Raw genomic sequence first — 15,992 nt, 5'->3', positions numbered from 1 at the left:
CTAATTAGTTTTTTAACGACTTCGAGTGGCGTTTTTTTGTCTTATCCTTGTGGCTTAGTTTGCTATCTACTGATAGCCGTAGTGGTAAGTTTAATACCCCATCAATTTTGTTTAATTTATGCTCTGCCAGTCTGATTTTTTATGTATTAAAGTACATTATCAGCGACTGATGCTGTTTATAATGCTTTTTAACTTTGCTTTTTACATGTAGTTGTTATGTTTTATTCTAATGTATATTACTATTGATTTGTTGTTAACTGGATTTTATTGGTTTTATTTGCGGTTTTTTGTTGTGATTTACTGTCTTTTTTACCCTTGCTTCTTGGTTGTTTTGGTGTTTTTTTAGGCGGGGAAGGGTGTTGTTTTCTCTACTGATATGATTTTAAATTGTTTTATTTTCCTGCCTGATCAAATCTGGTTGCTTTTTTATTGCGACTGGTTTTTAAAGTTGTGGATAAAATATTATTTACAGGAGTTATTAAGCTCATTATAGCGATAAATAACATGTTAATTTTACTGGTCTGTTATTTCTATTTTCGTAAAAGATTAAGGAGTTTGCTTTTTTGTTTGTTGTAGTTTAGCTGAATATTCCAAATATTAATCTGAGTCTGATATAAAACTGCGCCTGTTGATTGATTTTTTCTATCATGATTGACAATATGCTCGATTTAAACGATTTAACTTCTGTTGACTATCTGGTCTATATTGCGCCCGGCAATAAGTTCATCGAAGCAATACCCCCTTTAAGGCAAGGAGTGCTATCGCTGAGTGTATGCTCGGTGCGGGAGACATTTCCGTTACTGAATCGATATTTTATTGTTCTTATGGAGCTATACATGAAAAAAGTATTACTGCCTTTAATGGCCCTGGTATTGTCTGCAACCACTTACAATGCAATGGCCTCTCACGGCACTGTTAAATTCACCGGAGAAATCAAGCGTTCTGGTTGTGAGGTTACCGCAGATACCCAAAATAAAGAGGTGTATTTAGGGACTTATCCAACGTCGACATTTAAGGAGATTGGCGATAAATCCGCCTCTAAAGGTTTCCAGGTTTCTTTAAAAAATTGCGATCCGGGTGATTACACCATGCGTTTCGATGGAAATACCGTTCCCGGGCACTTTGAACTGCTGTCCGTCAGCGCGGAAGGCAATGAAGGTACCTCAGCCGCAACGGGTATTGGTATAGAGATCACCGACAACAACGGCAATATATTGCCTATCGCAGACGGTACTAACATTAGCGATAGCGTAGCAAAAGTGAATGTTCCTGTTGGGCAGACCACCGCGGTATTTAATTTTCAGGCACGCTACCGTTCATTTGGCGTCGTGACGCCAGGACTGGCTAACGCGACCAGTTCATTCACCATCGAATATAAATAATTCCTCTTCAGGACAACCAGGGCCAGGGATGGCCCATTTAAGGAAAGCGATGAAACAGTTCTTCGTTGCTCTGCTGATGCTGGGCGCTTTCAGCAGCTACGCCGGTATCCAGGTCGATGCAACCCGCGTGATTTATAAAGGTGCTGATAAATCGGCTTCATTACCCATCCAGAACGACGCTTCTGAAGCCTATATGGTGCAAACCTGGCTGGATACGGGAGATAAAGGTCAGGTACCGAAAAATCTGCCTATCGTGGTTGTGCCGCCCATCCTAAAAATGGACGCGGGGAAAACGGCCATCCTGCGTTTTATCTATTCAGGAACAGGTTTACCTCAGGATAAAGAAACGCTGCTGTGGATTAACGTTCAGGAAATTCCACCCAGCCCCAAACTGGATAATGTTCTGCAGATTGCGGTACGTACCCGAATCAAACTTTTCTACCGTCCGGATTCTCTGAATACCTCACTCGAAAAGCAGGTGAAGAAATTACGCTGGCAGCGTACCGATTCAGGTTTGCAGGTGATTAACGATGGGCCGTTACATATTACGTTTGGCACTCTGCATATGAAAAATCACGCAGGAAAAATGGTCAACATCGAGGCGAATATGGTGAATCCCGGCGGTCACCTGTCGTTTAAATTACCGGCAGATGTCAGCCCGGGAAATAGCGTTTCATTTAGCTATATCAATGACTTCGGCGGGAAAACAGAAGTTAAGGACGCTCCAGTACAATAAGAGAGACAGGGAATGGCATCTCAACGAAGTGGGAACAATGGAATAAACAAGCTGGCACAGTCGATCCACATTGCGATTGCCGTGGCCAGCTTACCGCTGCTGTGGAGCAAGATCGCGGCGGCAGATAATTTTAATATGTCATTCGTTCACGGTAGTGAAAACCGCAGTAGCGCAAAGGCTGTCGCTCAGGGCGAATCCATACCTCCGGGTAGCTATCCTTTTGATATCTATCTTAACCTCAGCCAGGTCGATCATAAGCGCATCACTTTCCGCCACGTGGGCGAAAAGGCGGCATCGCAGCCCTGCCTGAAGGCCGGGGATCTGTTGAGCTATGCGATTAAACTACCGAAAACGCTCCCTGAAGATGGCTGTGTGGATTTACCCGCGGTTATTCCCGGGGCCAGCGTAAGTTATGATGCCGCGATTCAGCAGATCGACATTACAGTGCCGCAGAGCATGATGGAACAGCGTGCGCGCGGGGCGGTTCCGGTGAATCTGTATGATGAGGGTATTAATGCTCTTTTTGCCAACTACACCGTTAACTACAGTAAAAATAATTATCGGCACAAAGACACCGACGACACTGAATATACCTTTGCGGGATTAAACAGCGGGCTGAACGTGGGTCCCCTGCGCCTGCGTAATAACTCGACGTTTGACAAGCAAAGCGGCAGCAGCGGGAACTGGAACAGCATTGCCACCTGGGCGGAAACCGATATTGTGCCGTGGCGCAGCCGTTTAGCGGCGGGGCAGGCAAGTACCAGTAACAGGGTATTCAACAGCTTCCAGTTTCGCGGCGTTCAGCTGTCCAGCGTGGACGAAATGCTACCGGACAGCCTGCGCGGCTATGCGCCGGTGGTGCGCGGCGTGGCGGCAACTAATGCCCGCGTCGAAATACGCCAGAACGGCTACATCATCTATAGCGCTAACGTTGCACCGGGGCCGTTTGAGTTCAACGATATTTTCCCCTACAGCAATAACGGTGACCTGAGCGTAACGGTTAATGAAGCCGACGGTACGCATAAAAACTTTACTGTAGCCTATTCGTCGGTGGCTAATATGCTGCGTGAAGGGATCTGGAACTTCCAGTTCACCGCCGGGAAGTATCACAGTGGCAACGGCGGCTACCAGCCGGAACTGCTTCAGGGCACTGTCGCTCTGGGAACGAAGTACAACCTGACGCCCTATGGCGGGGTTATTCTTGCCGAGCATTATCGCTCCGCAGCCGTTGGCGTTGGGAAAAACCTGGGTGTTCTGGGCGCGGTTTCGGTCGATGGCTCAATCTCCGATACCGATCTGGCCAACGGCGACAGCAAGCAGGGACAGAGTTTCCGTTTCCTTTACTCCAAGTCGCTTAACCAGGTGGGTACGACCTTCCAGCTGGCGGGCTATCGCTATGCTACCTCGGGTTATTACGATCTCAGCGATGCCGTGAGGGAACGCAGCAACTGGAAAAACGGTATTTATGCCAATGACTACTGGGACCCTACCGACGTGAAGCCGGGGGAAGCTACTCACCAGGAGAGTAAGAAACGAACCCGATACTCCTCGCGCTATGGTAATAAACGCCAGCGGGTAGAACTCTCTCTGAATCAGCAGCTGTGGACCGGTGCCAGCCTGTATGCAAACGTGAGCCATCAAAATTACTGGGGTGACTCAGGCAGCGACCGTACGATCCAGGTGGGTTATAACGACATTTATAAAAATATTTCCTACGGCGCTTACTGGCAGGATACGCATAGCCAGTATGGTTATTCTGACCACAGTATCAATTTCATCGTTTCTATTCCGCTGGGCTGGGGCAATGACAGTAATTCGACTACCGCTAACGTCAGCATGGCGCACAGTAAGCAAAGCGGTAACAGCTATAACACGGGAATAAGCGGCACGTTGCTGGACGATCATCGTATGAACTATGCGGTATCCACCGGCCATACGCGTTCTTCAGATCAGAACAGCAACCTGAATCTGGGCTACAGCAGCAGCGTGGCTAACTTTGACGGTAGCTACTCTTACAGCCGTGGATATCAGCAAATGGGCGCGGGCATTGCCGGCGGCCTGCTGCTGCATTCCGGCGGCGCAACCCTGTCTCAGCCGCTGCAAAACACCTTTATGCTGATCGAAGCGAAGGATGCCAAAGGTGTGCGTCTGGAAAACCAGCCCGGCGTGGCGATCGATCGCTTTGGCTACGCGGTAGTGCCTTCAGCTAACCCTTATCGCCTCAACTATGTGGCTCTGCGTACCAGCGACTTCGGGCCGGAGCTGGATGTGCCGGTGGCCAGTAAGCAGGTTGTTCCCGTGGAGAAAGCGATTGTGAAAGTGGCTTTTGATACGTTTAAAGGGATCAGCCTGTTAATTCACTCGCGTCTGGCTAACGGTGACTATCCCGTGATGGGGGCCAGCGTGTTTAATGCCGAAGGGCGCAACAGCGGTACCGTTGGTCTGAACGGCGACGTCTACGTTTCAGGGGTGAAACCGGGCGAGACACTGACCGTCAGATGGGGCACAACGGCCGACAGACAGTGTGTATTACCGATACCTGAAAGTATCGGTAATCAGCACGTGACCAAGGGTTATCAGGATATCACGTTAGAATGCCGGGGACGTTAAGGTGCAAAACATGACCAGATTCAGGCGTAATGCCTTTCTGACCCTGCTGGGGCTGGCAGGGTTGTTGACGATGCAGCAGGCTTCGGCGATGCAGTGCCGCTACGGCAACGCGACGGGCAGCAGCATACCGAGCGGCGGCGTAAGCCAGGATATCGACATCGGACGACCGATCGTACTGGCCGCCAGCGACTTTGTTACCAACAATGTTATCTGGCGCTCGCAAAATTTCACCACAACCTTTACCTGCTGGGACACCAACGGCCGGGCTCAGGGCGAGCATGCCTGGATTTACTGGAACCCACAAAACGGTTTTAGTGCGCTCGACCCTTCGCTTGCCGTTGGCGTTTCGATTAATGGTATTGATTACGATGCAATTAATCATCAGCAAAGCGTGGAACGCCCAACCGGGCCGAGCCTCGGGTGGGGAACGGTGGCGAACGGGAGCGGTACGGCTGAGCCTCAGGCGATCACCATCAGTTACTCGGTGTACCTTAAGGCGACCGGTACTCGCCCTCCTGCGGGTAATTTTGCACCGCTGCCGCAGGCGTCATTATTCCAAATTGACGGCGATAGCGGATTGAATACCGTTCAGGGCCAGGCTTTTAACGCCCGGCTAAAAGGGCTGGATAAAATTCGGGTGGTGCAGTGCAATCCACAAATTACCGTTAAGGCGAACAACGGTTCCAGCGTCGATTTTGGTTTGCTGAACTCTTCCGGTGCGAAACCCGGCTCAGTGGCGAAGCAGGTTCCTTTTAATATTAATGCCACCCTGACAGGCGGAGACTGTGCCGGGCAGTCGTTACAGGCCAGTTTCAGCAGCACGAATGCAGACCCGGCCAACGACACCTATATTTTGCCGACTACCCGGCCCGGCGTGGCGATTTTCCTGACAAAGCAGAGTGATATGTCCAGAACGCCGATTCCGATGCAGACCACGGTTGATTTCGGCCAGGAACTGCAGGAAAAACAGACGGAAGTGACAGAGACCTTTATCGCTAACCTGAAGTGGCTGACGGATAACCCAACGCCAGGGATATTCAACGCAACGGCGAATGTTGACGTAACCTTTAAGTAATTGTCGTCACTTCAGCATCAGCGCAGCCAGTGCAAACAGGCCGTTAGGAACATTCGTAATGGCCTGAATTTATTCATTGATTCAGACAAAATCCGCCTTCAATGTTTGTAACGGCGCTTCCCGGAACTCCCTGCGCAGCTGTCGTTTATCCTGCTGATAACGTGGATCGACCAGTGGAATGCTGTCGATTAGCCTACGCGTGTAGTCGCTTTCCGGCCGCGTGAAGATGCGTTCCACGCTGCCCCGTTCCGCCACCTGGCCGTTTTTCAGTACCACAATTGACCGGCACAGGCTGCGTACCACCGCGAGATCATGGCTGATAAACAGACAGCCAAACTGATATTCCTGCTGCAGATTGCGCAGCAGGGTCAGAATCGCCTGCTGAATAGAAACATCCAGCGCCGAAGTCGGTTCATCGGCAATCAGGAGCTGTGGCCGTAGCGCAATGGCCCGTGCAATAGCAATACGCTGGCACTGGCCGCCGGAAAGCTCATACGGATATCTGTCCCGCCAGGCGGCAGGCAAACCGACCAGGTCGATCAGCGTGCTGACCCGTTTATCGAGCGCGGCGCGATCCAGCGAGGTGTGAGTTATCAACGGTTCGGCAATCGACAGGCTGATGCTCATCTTCGGATTGAGAGAGCTTGCGGGGTTCTGGAAGATCGCCCCAATTTTCGCCCGACTGACCTTTGTGGTGCGGTGTTTTGCATCGTAAAGCGGTTCTTCCGCGAGGTGGATGGTACCAACGTCCGGTTTGATCATGCCCAGCAGGCTGCGTCCGATGGTCGTTTTCCCCGACCCGGATTCACCCAGCAGGCCAAGAAATTCCCCTTTGCCGATAGCAAAAGAGACATCGTTAACCACCGGATGCCGCCTGCCCAGCGTGGATGCGTAGCTAATGTGCAAATGCTCAACCTGCAACAGCGGTTCGGGCGGCGATGCGGTTGCGTGATATTCTCCCGTCGCAGAAGGCACGGCGGCAAGCAGCTGTTGGGTATAGGCATGAGCTGGCGCGGAGAACAGTGGCTCAACCGCGTTCTGTTCCACGACTCTGCCATGGCGCATGACCAGCACGCGGTGGGCGATATCCGCCACCACGCCCATATCATGGGTGATCAGCAGCACCGCCATCTGATACTGCTGATTCAGGCGAAACAGCAGATCGAGGATCTCCTGCTGGGTGGTGACATCCAGCGCGGTGGTTGGCTCATCGGCAATCAGGATTTTCGGTCTTCCGGCCAGCGCAACGGCAATCATAATTCGCTGTATCTGGCCGCCGGAGAACTGATGCGGGTAGCTGCGCAGGCGTTTTTCCGCCAGGGGGATGCCGGTCAGCGTCAGCAGGTCAATCGCCCGGGAGCGGCGCTGTGCGGCGGAAAGCTGCGGTTCACTCAGCGTAATTGCTTCATCTATCTGTCTGCCGATGGAAAAAACCGGGTCCAGCGATGCGGAAGGGTCCTGGAAAATCATGGCAATTTCCCGGCCGCGCAGCGCCGCCAGCGATCGGCGGTCCAGCTTCAGCAGGTCGCGATTCTGGTAAAGAATTTGCCCGGCCAGCCGCGCATTCCCCGGCAGCAGGCCGGGAATGGCCTGCGCAATGGCGGATTTACCCGCGCCGGATTCACCGATCACGGCGAGGATTTCGCCGGTGGCCAGGGTAAACGACACGCCGTCCACCGCTTTCACCTCGTCCTGATGGGCCGGATAGACAACCGACAGGTTATTCACGGTTAATAGCGGAACGGAGTTAGTGGACGCCATCAATCAGTCCCTGCTCCAGCCAGCGATCCAGGCGGGGTATCGCTACTGCGTACACCTTAAACGCGCGCTTCAGGTTTTCAATCACCACAAACTCATCCGGGCCGTGCGGTGAGCCGTGACCAGCCGGGATAAACTCCGGTTTGGTGCGAACCGACTCGCCCTGGAACAGTTCGCCTTCAATGCGGCGGAAGCCCGGCCCAAAGGTGATCGAGTTCGGCAGGTAGCGCGCGTGGGTGCCGCCGCCCATGGAGTAAGGCTCGGTAATCACCTCGGCGATAGTGTCGTAGGTTTGCTGCAGGCGCTTCACCAGCTCGCTCTCTTTATCGACGTGGATCGGCGATGCATCGCTGGTGATACTCAGGGTGCCGTTCAGCGGTGCAATCGCTTCGCGCAGGATCGCCAGCAAGGCGTCTTTGTCGGTCGCCAGCGGATAGCGGATATCCAGATGCAGATTCAGACCGTTGTTATGCGGGATTAGCAGGCCTCCGTTAAGTGTGAGCTTACCGGTTGGCGCATCTTCGGCCGCAAAACCGGCGCTGATGCCCCAGGGATCGGCCAGCAGCTGGCTGATAATTCGTGCAGCGGTCAGATCGTCCCCCTCCAGCAGGTTCGCGGCAAGCAGCGCATCCAGCAGCAGCGGGATCGCGTTGCGGGTATTTTCCGGGAACGCGGCGTGGCCGGACTGGCCGCGCGCCGTCAGCTGGACGCTCTGCTCAACGGCGGCAGTCGCCAGCACCTGACGCTGCTCTTCCGGCAGGGCGGCAATCGCCTGCTCCAGCCGCGCCGCCTCGCTGGCGGGCAGCGTCAGCGTTGCCGTAGCGGGAACGGCATTCTCCGCCACGCCCGCGTTCACGCCTGTAAGCACCGATCCCACCGGAATATGCAGCACCAGATTCAGCCCGCCTTTCTGCGCGTGGTTCACCGGGAACGCGCCGTCGGTGATGATCGAAAAGCGCGGAACCGGTCCGTGCCCGGCGAAGTATTTAATGTCGGCCATGCCGATCTCTTCCGCTCCGCCGTAAACGATGCGCAGCTTGTGATGCAGCGGCACGCCGAGATCGCGGAAGGCACGCAGCAGATAGAGATCCAGCAGCGCCGGGCCTTTGTTGTCTGACGATCCACGGCCAATGACAAAACCGTCTTTTTCGAACGGCTTAAACGGTTCGAAGGTCCAGTTATCTCCCGGCGGTACCACGTCCAGATGGGAAATCAGCCCCAGCTCCGGCACGCTATCGCGCGTATCGGACAGCACCGAAATGGCATAGCCGTCGTGCTGTTCGGTGGTGAAGCCGTAGCTCTGCGCCTTGTGGATCACATGCTGGAACACGTTTTCCACTTCCTGACCGAACGGTTTACCCGGTTCGGCCAGCTTTTCGTCGCTGATGCTGGGGAAAGCGACCAGTTCCAGCAGGTCCTGCACGAACTCCGCGCGATGCTGCTCAAACCAGCGTTCCAGTTTCTCGGTCAGCGCCTGTTCGTTTTGGCTCAGACTATCGTAGTTTTCAGTCGCCATGACATACTCCTGTTAAGGGAAACGGTCTAATTCAAGATGTCTTTTACCGGCACCGCCGGTCGTGGATTCAGCACGCGGGAAAGCCCTTCGCCGATAAAGTTGATCGCCAGTACCATCAGCACAATGGTCAGGCCGGGCGGCACCCACAGCCACCATTCGTAGTCGATAACCCGAATGCTTTGCGCCGCCGCCAGCATATTTCCCCAGGAGGGCTGCGGCTGCTTAACGCCGAGGCCGATAAAGCTCAGCGCGGCTTCCGCCAGAATCGCATTCGCTACGGCGAGGGTGAGGTTGATAATCAGCGGGGCACAGGCGTTGCGCAGCAGATGGCGGAACACAATCGTGACGCCGCTGGCGCCGATCGATTTTGCGGCAAAGACGTAGCCGCTTTCGCGCAGCGAGAGAAATTCCGCCCGCACCAGGCGTGCAATGCCGGTCCAGTGCAGGATGCCGATAATAAAAATCACGTTCCACGAGCTGGCACCCATAATCGCTGCGAGGGTGATGGCCAGCGCATAAAATGGGAAGCACATAATGATATCGGTCAGGCGCATGATCAGCGAATCCACCACGCCGCCTTTATATCCCGCCAGACTGCCCAGGGTAATGCCGATTGCACCCTGAAAAATGACCGCCGCCAGCGCCACAAATAGCGATACTCTGCCGCCGTAAAGCAGGCGGGACATCACATCGCGGCCGATTTCATCGGTACCAAGCAGGTGCCCATCCCCGGGCGGTGCCTCTATTGCCATCAGGTCGATATCGTCCGGATGGAAGGCGACCAGCCACGGCGCACTGAGCGAAGCCAAAGTCAGCAGCAGCAAAATCACCAGTCCGGTGAGGAAGTAACGATCGCGCAGCAGGGGATGGCCTGCGCGACCTGCGGTCAGATTCAGGGTATCGGGTGTCGTCATTGGCTGAGCCTGATGCGCGGATCGACCAGCGCATAGAGAAGATCGACCAGGAAATTGGTCACCAGAGTAATCACTGCCAGAAACAGCACGATGCCCATCAGCAGCGAGTAGTCGCGTGCCTGGATTGCATCAAAACTCAGGCGGCCGATACCGGGCCAGTTAAAGATGATTTCCGTCAGCAGTGTGGCCGACAGCAGCGAGGGGATTTCCATGCCGACCACGGTAATCAGCGGCCTGGCGGCGTTTTTAACAAGATGGGGGAAAATCACTCGCGAGCGGCTTACCCCACGTGCAAACAGCGCCTTCACAAAGTTTTGATTGATTAACTCACTGATGCCCGAACGCAGATAGCGGCTGAAGATGCCGATATTGGCAACGGCCAGCGCCATTGCAGGCAGGAACAAATGGTTGAGCACGTCCAGCAGGTGCTGTACGCCGCCGTAGTTACTGCCCAGCGTGGTGGCCCCCGATACCGGGAACCACTTCAAATTCATGGCAAAAACCTTAACCAGCAGAATGGCGATGAAAAAGACCGGGACGGACACCACAACAAAGTAGATCAATGAAATGGCCGTATCTACCTTTCCGCCACGGTGTAGTCCAAGGTAAATACCCAGTGGAAAAGCGATCAGCAGGGTTAAAAACAGCGAACTGACCGCCAGTAACACCGTATTCACCATCCGTTCCTGAATCAGCATCAATACCGGCGCACCGCTCTGCGTTGAATAACCAAAATCACCGACAAAGGCGTGCGAGGCCCAGCGCAGGTACTGCATCCAGATCGGATCGAGATAGCCAGCCTGACGCAGCAGCTCCTGCTTCTGTTCCGGAGTGGTTTCCGGCGCAATCATACCGACGAACGGATCGCCTGGCTGAAGCTTAATAAGGAAGAACACCACCACCGAAATTCCGATCAGCACGGGAATTAGGATCAACAGTCGGTGTAACACGTAGCGCAGCATAGCGATTCCTGATTAGTGTTGATGCTGTGGCACGATGTGCCACGGCTGCGGCGGGTTTTATTGCTGATTAACCGTCCACTGAGTGACGTCGGCAAACGGCTCGTAGGGGTAAGCGCTGTAGTGGCTGACCCGCTTGCTGAGCGCGTAGCCCTGATTCGGGATATAAAGCCACACGTGCGGCACCTGCTGATTGACCTCTTTCAGCCAGTCACCGATGCTGGTTTTCAGCTTTTCTGCTTCCACGGTAGTATTAAACTGCTTTGCGAGGGCATCCAGCTTCGGCGTGGAGAAACGTTCCCACCAGAAGTTGTTTTCATACAACCCCGGCCTGAAGGTGCCGCCCATCAGCACGCCGTCGTAGACTTTGTTTTTATCCTGCAGGATGGCTAGCGTGGCACTAAAGTCCGCTACGTTCAGCACCACGTTGATGCCGATCTTTTTCAGATTCTGCTGGATAATTGGCGCGGTTAATTCGCGGGTGCGGTTGCCGGTCGGATAATTCAGGGTAAAGGTCAGGTTCTGGCCATTTTTATCCACGATGCCATCACCGTTAGTATCGCTCCAACCCGCTTCTTTTAATAACGCCTGCGCCTTTTTTGGATCGTAAGAATAGGTGTTAAGGTCCTTCGGGTAATACTGGCTCTGCGGGTGATCTTTAGTATTAAATACCAGACCGTGACCGAAAAGTAATTTATCCACAATCAGCTGGCGTTCGATGCCGTAAGCCAGCGCCTGGCGCACGCGCGGGTCGCTGAGATTAGGGTTTCTCGTATCCAGACTTAAATATTGTGCGGTGACGCCTGGCTGTTCAACAATACGGATACCTGCTTTTTGATAGGTTTCTACATCACGTTTGTTCCACGATGACAGCTCGGCAATATCGACATCACCGTTAATTAATTCATTCTGTACCATCTGGGCATTAGAGACTTTAAAGATAAAGGTTTTGATTTTTGGCGCGCCGCCGAAATAATCGTCGTTACGCTCCAGTTTGACATATTGGTCGGAGACGAACTCAACGAACTTATACGGTCCGGTGCCAACCGGATTACGCAGCAGCGCGGTAGCGGTATTCCACTCTTTTACCGGAATAGCATTCCAGATGTGCTTTGCCAGTACCGGGCGATCGGCGAAGTGGGCAAAGGCAGCGGCGTACGGCGCAGTGAAGGAGAAGCTGACCGTTTGCGCATCAATGACCTTTATTCCGGCGAGATCGGCACTTCTACCGCTATGGTAATCCTCATAGCCGACCAGGTGCTTAACGAAATCAGGCTGGTCGCGTGGGAAATCAGGTGCGGCCTCGGAGCCGTAGGTAAAGGCGACATCCTCGGCGGTAAACGGTTTGCCGTCGTGCCATTTAACACCCTGGCGCAGATGCAGCGTCAGGGTTTTACCGTCGTCAGAATAATCATAGCGTTCGGCCAGAGACGGCTGTGGATTTTGCTTTTTATCCAGGGTGAACAGGCGACTAAAGACGTTAAAAATGACCGCGCGATCGTAATCGGTGAAATAAAGCGTCGGGTTAAAGGTTCCGTTCGGATTGCTCCAGATGGCATAGCGAATCATGCTATTTTCGCTGGCGGCGAAGGCGTTAAATGCGCTTATTCCTACAGCGGCAATTAAAATGGCTTTTGATAATACTTTCATTAAAACCCCGGGTAGTGTTATTTATTATTTTTTAATAACGCAAAGCATTCCATCAATGGGAATAACTTTCAGATGATTATTTGAAACCGCCTGGAATTGATTAATTAATTTTTCAGAGGCCGAATGTTCAAATTCCTGAATAAGATACATGAAAACATGGTGCTGTAATTAAAAGTAACAGAAGGGAAGGGACGCAGGCAAATGCGGAAAAAGGCTTAAAATATCTGATAATTGGATTAGGGAGTGACCTGGCAGGAGGAGATCTCTGCTGATTTCAGCGAAATGAATGCGTTCAAAATTCATCCATAGCAGGCCGCTGGTGTAGCAGAATACGCCGGGTATACGTGAGTATCACGATCATATGCTTGGGCATGAGGCGTTTAGGATGATGAGCAGTCTGATGGTGGTTTGATCGGGCTTTTAAGCGGTGATAGCATGGGATTTCCGGTCAGCGATGACTTTATACTGATGTCTCGTCTGACCGGAATTTTTACCTGGTGTTGGCTGTCTTAGCGACCTGGCCCAATAGGTCAGGTTTTTTAATGCTTTAACAACGGGGATGAGTGTAACCTTTAGGGGTTTATTTGTAATTGGTTCTTAAGTATTGTAATGCCTATACTAAAGTGCAGGTACTGTTCTAACGTTGCCTCAGAATTCGCATGGAGCTCGAATGTTTTCTTTCTTCGATGAAAACCAAACAGTAACGGATACTCTTCAGGCCTATATACAGAGAAAACTCTTTCCTTACGGCAACCCTGCGTATGCCTTTACCGTTGTCAGTAAGAAAAACCCTTCAAATGTCCTTATTATTTCCAGCTATCCCGATGAGTGGGTGAATCTGTATCGCTCCAATAACTTCCAGCTTACGGACCCGGTTATCCTTAGTGCTTTTAAACGAACATCGCCTTTTGCCTGGGATGAGAACATTACCCTGATGTCGGATCTCAGGTTTACAAAAATTTTCTCACTCTCAAAGCAGTACAATATTTTGAACGGCTTCACCTTCGTACTGCACGATCATATGAATAACCTTGCGCTGCTGTCGCTGATCATTGACGGTAACGATCAGGGAGCGCTGGAGCAGCGCCTGTCCACCGGACAGGGCGAGCTACAGATGCTGCTGATTGATTTTAATGAGCAGATGTACCGGCTGGCGGGCTTAAATGCCGAGAGGACCCAGGCAAAGCGTGAGGGCGCAGAGCGGGCGATGTTTACTCTGCGGGAGAACGAAGTGCTCTACTGGTCCAGCATGGGAAAAACTTATGCAGAGATTGCGGCTATCACCGGCATTTCGGTCAGTACGGTAAAGTTTCATATAAAAAATGTCGTGGCCAAGCTTGGGGTCAGTAACGCCCGGCAGGCTATCCGGCTGGGCGTTGAATTGGATCTCATCAGACCGGCAGCTTCAGCGGCCAGATAGCCAGGGATTGTTCATCGCAGGCCGCGCGGCTAAGAAACTTTTTCGACAATATTGCTCTGTCCTTGTTTTCTGTGGGCAGCGTTAGCAGATAAATTCGCTCTTTTTCGCTGAGATAGGCTTCCTTGAGTAGGGTGATATCCCATCCAGAGCGCCGTAAAACCGTCAGCATCGGGCGGCTTACGATGGTGTAAATGCTGGCATAATCATGACGCTGCGCCCAATTAACCATCGCCAGGAACAGCGCCTGACTCACCGGATAGTGTTCACCCAGCAGCTGGCGCGCACGGGCTTTATCAACAAAAAATCGGCTGGACTCAGTACCGTACTCGGGGAGTGCGACAGTATTAAAGCTGGAATTAAAGGTGTGCGTAATCATATTCGGGCGCTTAAGGGCAATAAAGCGTACGCTGCACACCAGCTGACCTTGATAAGTGCCGAGAATATAACGGGTTCCCGGCTCATCAAACTCATCTGATTCCATTCCCTGGCTGCACACAACGTCCCACCCAAGGCGATCGCTGAAGGTTGTTTTCCTCAGTTTATAGAGCTCTTCAGAGCGAGTGGTTTTCAACTCGTCATAACTAACGTCAAACAGTTCAAGCATTCCTTATCCCCCTAAAAAAATCCGCAGCTCTTCTTGCCGCTTCCCACAGGATTCTACAAATTTTTTAACGTTCCGTTCAGTGTAAAAACAATTTATGGTGTAAAAGTGATTTTATGCTACCGAAGATAGATGTTTAACCCACTGCGAGCGTTCCTGCAGCAAAAAACCTTAAATTTCAGACGCAGAATGCCAGGAAACAGGTATAAACGATGGTTGACGCTCGGTTTTTGGGACAGGAAAAAGGGCTAACCTGCTGAAAAATGGCTAAGTGCTATAACGTAAAAAATTAACGTTTTTCATCGTCTAAACCCCGGTTGCGACGGGATTTTCCGCCTGTCAAGCTTCCGCTTGTATCCCGCTGTTGGTAAAGTGAGCAACCGATGCTGAAATGTAGCCAAAAGGGAAGTGAGGGTGGCCGAAAGAATTGATTATCAGATTGAAAAATACAGCTTCGTCGAGCTTAACGAACCTGCGCATATCACACAGCAGTGGACTGACGTCACGGAAAAGTGCCGAGAGGCACACGCCGGAGTTGGCGAGCGCCTGCGCCTGGCCCTGCAGACCGTTGACTACGTTACCAGCTTTGAGCTGCCGTTTCGACTGCTGCTGATTCGCGCTCCGCAGCTGATTGCCAGCGTACGCGACGAGCTTCTCGTCCGGCAGAAAAACGTCATTTTCAACGGTAAGCGATTTGGCTGTGTTTACAGCCTCAAAACCGAACTGAGCGCGATCCCGGACGCATTCCAGTACCGCTTATCAACCCGCATCCGGCGAGAAGATGCCGCAGGCAATTCGGCAGCGCCCTTCCAGCAAATAGCCAAAGAGACCAAAGCACCGCGTGACCGCCTGAGGGCCGCGCTGGAAGGCGGGCTACAGGTGACGGTGCTTGATGGCATGTTCTGGTTCGGCATTCAGCGTATGGCGGCGGATATTCAGCGGCTGAGAAAGAGCGGAATGAGGATTGCGACGGCGGAAACTGATGTGTTTGACAGCCTGACCGGCACGCTGCGTCGGGTGCCGGTGTATCGGCTTGCGGGCTGATAATTCAACGTTTTTGCGAGCGTAATCAGGGCCTGGCTGAGTTAATCGGAAATCGCCAGTCCTGATGGTGTGCCTGTTCCTGAACATATCCTGCAATCTTCCACTTTATAGGTATCCATGTAGCGACGGAAATTTATCCCTGATTAGGGAATGATTGTTTCCTATGATGCGCTATGCAAAAAAAATCCCGAACCATCACTGCTGGCCGCCCGCGCGAGTTCAATACCGACCTCGCGCTTGAGAGTGCCATTGGACTGACCCCGCCCCGGTAGACGATCCTGCCCTATAGTTTGAGCACAGGAGGAGCGTATGGGCACACCACGATTT

General features: G+C 52.5%; 12 protein-coding genes. 6 read left to right on the top strand and 6 right to left on the bottom strand.

Annotation, left to right across the window (positions count from 1 at the left end; all coding sequences use genetic code 11):
* Positions 1–836 precede the first annotated feature (836 nt).
* From AC07U6_RS16230 to AC07U6_RS16215, 4 genes are read left to right on the top strand one after another with little or no spacing between them, the layout of a single operon-like run.
* Positions 837–1,382, top strand: a complete 546-nt coding sequence (locus tag AC07U6_RS16230) for a fimbrial protein (RefSeq protein WP_494763786.1) — start codon at positions 837–839, stop codon at positions 1,380–1,382.
* 49 nt (positions 1,383–1,431) lie between these two features.
* On the top strand, positions 1,432–2,118 hold the full coding sequence (locus AC07U6_RS16225) for a fimbrial biogenesis chaperone (RefSeq protein WP_494763785.1): 687 nt from the start codon (positions 1,432–1,434) through the stop codon (positions 2,116–2,118).
* A gap of 12 nt (positions 2,119–2,130) precedes the next feature.
* Positions 2,131–4,728, top strand: coding sequence for a fimbria/pilus outer membrane usher protein (locus AC07U6_RS16220; protein WP_494763784.1), 2,598 nt, complete (start codon positions 2,131–2,133; stop codon positions 4,726–4,728).
* 10 nt (positions 4,729–4,738) lie between these two features.
* On the top strand, positions 4,739–5,803 hold the full coding sequence (locus AC07U6_RS16215) for a fimbrial protein (protein WP_494763783.1): 1,065 nt from the start codon (positions 4,739–4,741) through the stop codon (positions 5,801–5,803).
* An 81-nt stretch (positions 5,804–5,884) separates the two neighbouring features.
* Here AC07U6_RS16215 and AC07U6_RS16210 read toward each other — a convergent pair whose 3' ends face one another.
* The 5 genes from AC07U6_RS16210 to AC07U6_RS16190 are packed head-to-tail and all read right to left on the bottom strand — an operon-like array spanning position 5,885 to position 12,600.
* Complete coding sequence (locus AC07U6_RS16210; RefSeq protein WP_494763782.1) at positions 5,885–7,564, bottom strand: dipeptide ABC transporter ATP-binding protein; 1,680 nt, start codon at positions 7,562–7,564, stop codon at positions 5,885–5,887.
* Entirely contained in the window at positions 7,551–9,077 is a 1,527-nt protein-coding gene (locus AC07U6_RS16205) for a Sapep family Mn(2+)-dependent dipeptidase (RefSeq protein WP_494763781.1), read from the bottom strand. The genes AC07U6_RS16210 and AC07U6_RS16205 overlap by 14 nt, the downstream gene beginning before the upstream one ends.
* 26 nt (positions 9,078–9,103) lie before the next feature.
* Positions 9,104–9,991, bottom strand: a complete 888-nt coding sequence (locus tag AC07U6_RS16200) for an ABC transporter permease (RefSeq protein WP_494763780.1) — start codon at positions 9,989–9,991, stop codon at positions 9,104–9,106.
* A complete protein-coding gene (locus tag AC07U6_RS16195; protein ID WP_494763779.1) occupies positions 9,988–10,953 on the bottom strand; it encodes an ABC transporter permease in 966 nt (321 codons plus the stop codon). The genes AC07U6_RS16200 and AC07U6_RS16195 overlap by 4 nt, the downstream gene beginning before the upstream one ends.
* A 57-nt stretch (positions 10,954–11,010) precedes the next feature.
* The gene (locus AC07U6_RS16190) at positions 11,011–12,600 is read right to left on the bottom strand and encodes an ABC transporter substrate-binding protein (RefSeq protein WP_494763778.1); all 1,590 of its coding nucleotides are present in this window, start codon (positions 12,598–12,600) and stop codon (positions 11,011–11,013) included.
* A gap of 670 nt (positions 12,601–13,270) precedes the next feature.
* Here AC07U6_RS16190 and AC07U6_RS16185 point away from each other — a divergent pair.
* The gene (locus AC07U6_RS16185) at positions 13,271–14,020 is read left to right on the top strand and encodes a helix-turn-helix transcriptional regulator (RefSeq protein ID WP_494763777.1); all 750 of its coding nucleotides are present in this window, start codon (positions 13,271–13,273) and stop codon (positions 14,018–14,020) included.
* Here AC07U6_RS16185 and AC07U6_RS16180 read toward each other — a convergent pair.
* Positions 13,992–14,624: an acyl-homoserine-lactone synthase gene (locus tag AC07U6_RS16180; protein WP_494763776.1), complete on the bottom strand. Its 633-nt coding sequence runs from the start codon at positions 14,622–14,624 to the stop codon at positions 13,992–13,994. The two genes, AC07U6_RS16185 and AC07U6_RS16180, sit on opposite strands and share 29 nt — an antisense overlap.
* Before the next feature lie 411 nt (positions 14,625–15,035).
* On the opposite strand from AC07U6_RS16180, the gene AC07U6_RS16175 reads away from it, so the two are divergent.
* Positions 15,036–15,665 (top strand): ECs1377 family protein, encoded by a 630-nt coding sequence (locus AC07U6_RS16175; protein WP_494763775.1) that lies wholly within the window; start codon positions 15,036–15,038, stop codon positions 15,663–15,665.
* Positions 15,666–15,992: the final 327 nt, after the last annotated feature.

It is taken from the genome of Erwinia sp. GW821-FHT03D09, assembly GCF_059420805.1.
Note: the sequence above shows the minus strand (reverse complement) of the source record. Positions and strands in the feature narration are given on the sequence as shown.

Coding starts and splice junctions, on each gene's coding strand:
- AC07U6_RS16230 (WP_494763786.1), top strand. CDS start 837: ATGAAAAAAGTATTACTGCCTTTAATGGCCCTGGTATTGTCTGCAACC.
- AC07U6_RS16225 (WP_494763785.1), top strand. CDS start 1,432: ATGAAACAGTTCTTCGTTGCTCTGCTGATGCTGGGCGCTTTCAGCAGC.
- AC07U6_RS16220 (WP_494763784.1), top strand. CDS start 2,131: ATGGCATCTCAACGAAGTGGGAACAATGGAATAAACAAGCTGGCACAG.
- AC07U6_RS16215 (WP_494763783.1), top strand. CDS start 4,739: ATGACCAGATTCAGGCGTAATGCCTTTCTGACCCTGCTGGGGCTGGCA.
- AC07U6_RS16210 (WP_494763782.1), bottom strand. CDS start 7,564: ATGGCGTCCACTAACTCCGTTCCGCTATTAACCGTGAATAACCTGTCG.
- AC07U6_RS16205 (WP_494763781.1), bottom strand. CDS start 9,077: ATGGCGACTGAAAACTACGATAGTCTGAGCCAAAACGAACAGGCGCTG.
- AC07U6_RS16200 (WP_494763780.1), bottom strand. CDS start 9,991: ATGACGACACCCGATACCCTGAATCTGACCGCAGGTCGCGCAGGCCAT.
- AC07U6_RS16195 (WP_494763779.1), bottom strand. CDS start 10,953: ATGCTGCGCTACGTGTTACACCGACTGTTGATCCTAATTCCCGTGCTG.
- AC07U6_RS16190 (WP_494763778.1), bottom strand. CDS start 12,600: ATGAAAGTATTATCAAAAGCCATTTTAATTGCCGCTGTAGGAATAAGC.
- AC07U6_RS16185 (WP_494763777.1), top strand. CDS start 13,271: ATGTTTTCTTTCTTCGATGAAAACCAAACAGTAACGGATACTCTTCAG.
- AC07U6_RS16180 (WP_494763776.1), bottom strand. CDS start 14,624: ATGCTTGAACTGTTTGACGTTAGTTATGACGAGTTGAAAACCACTCGC.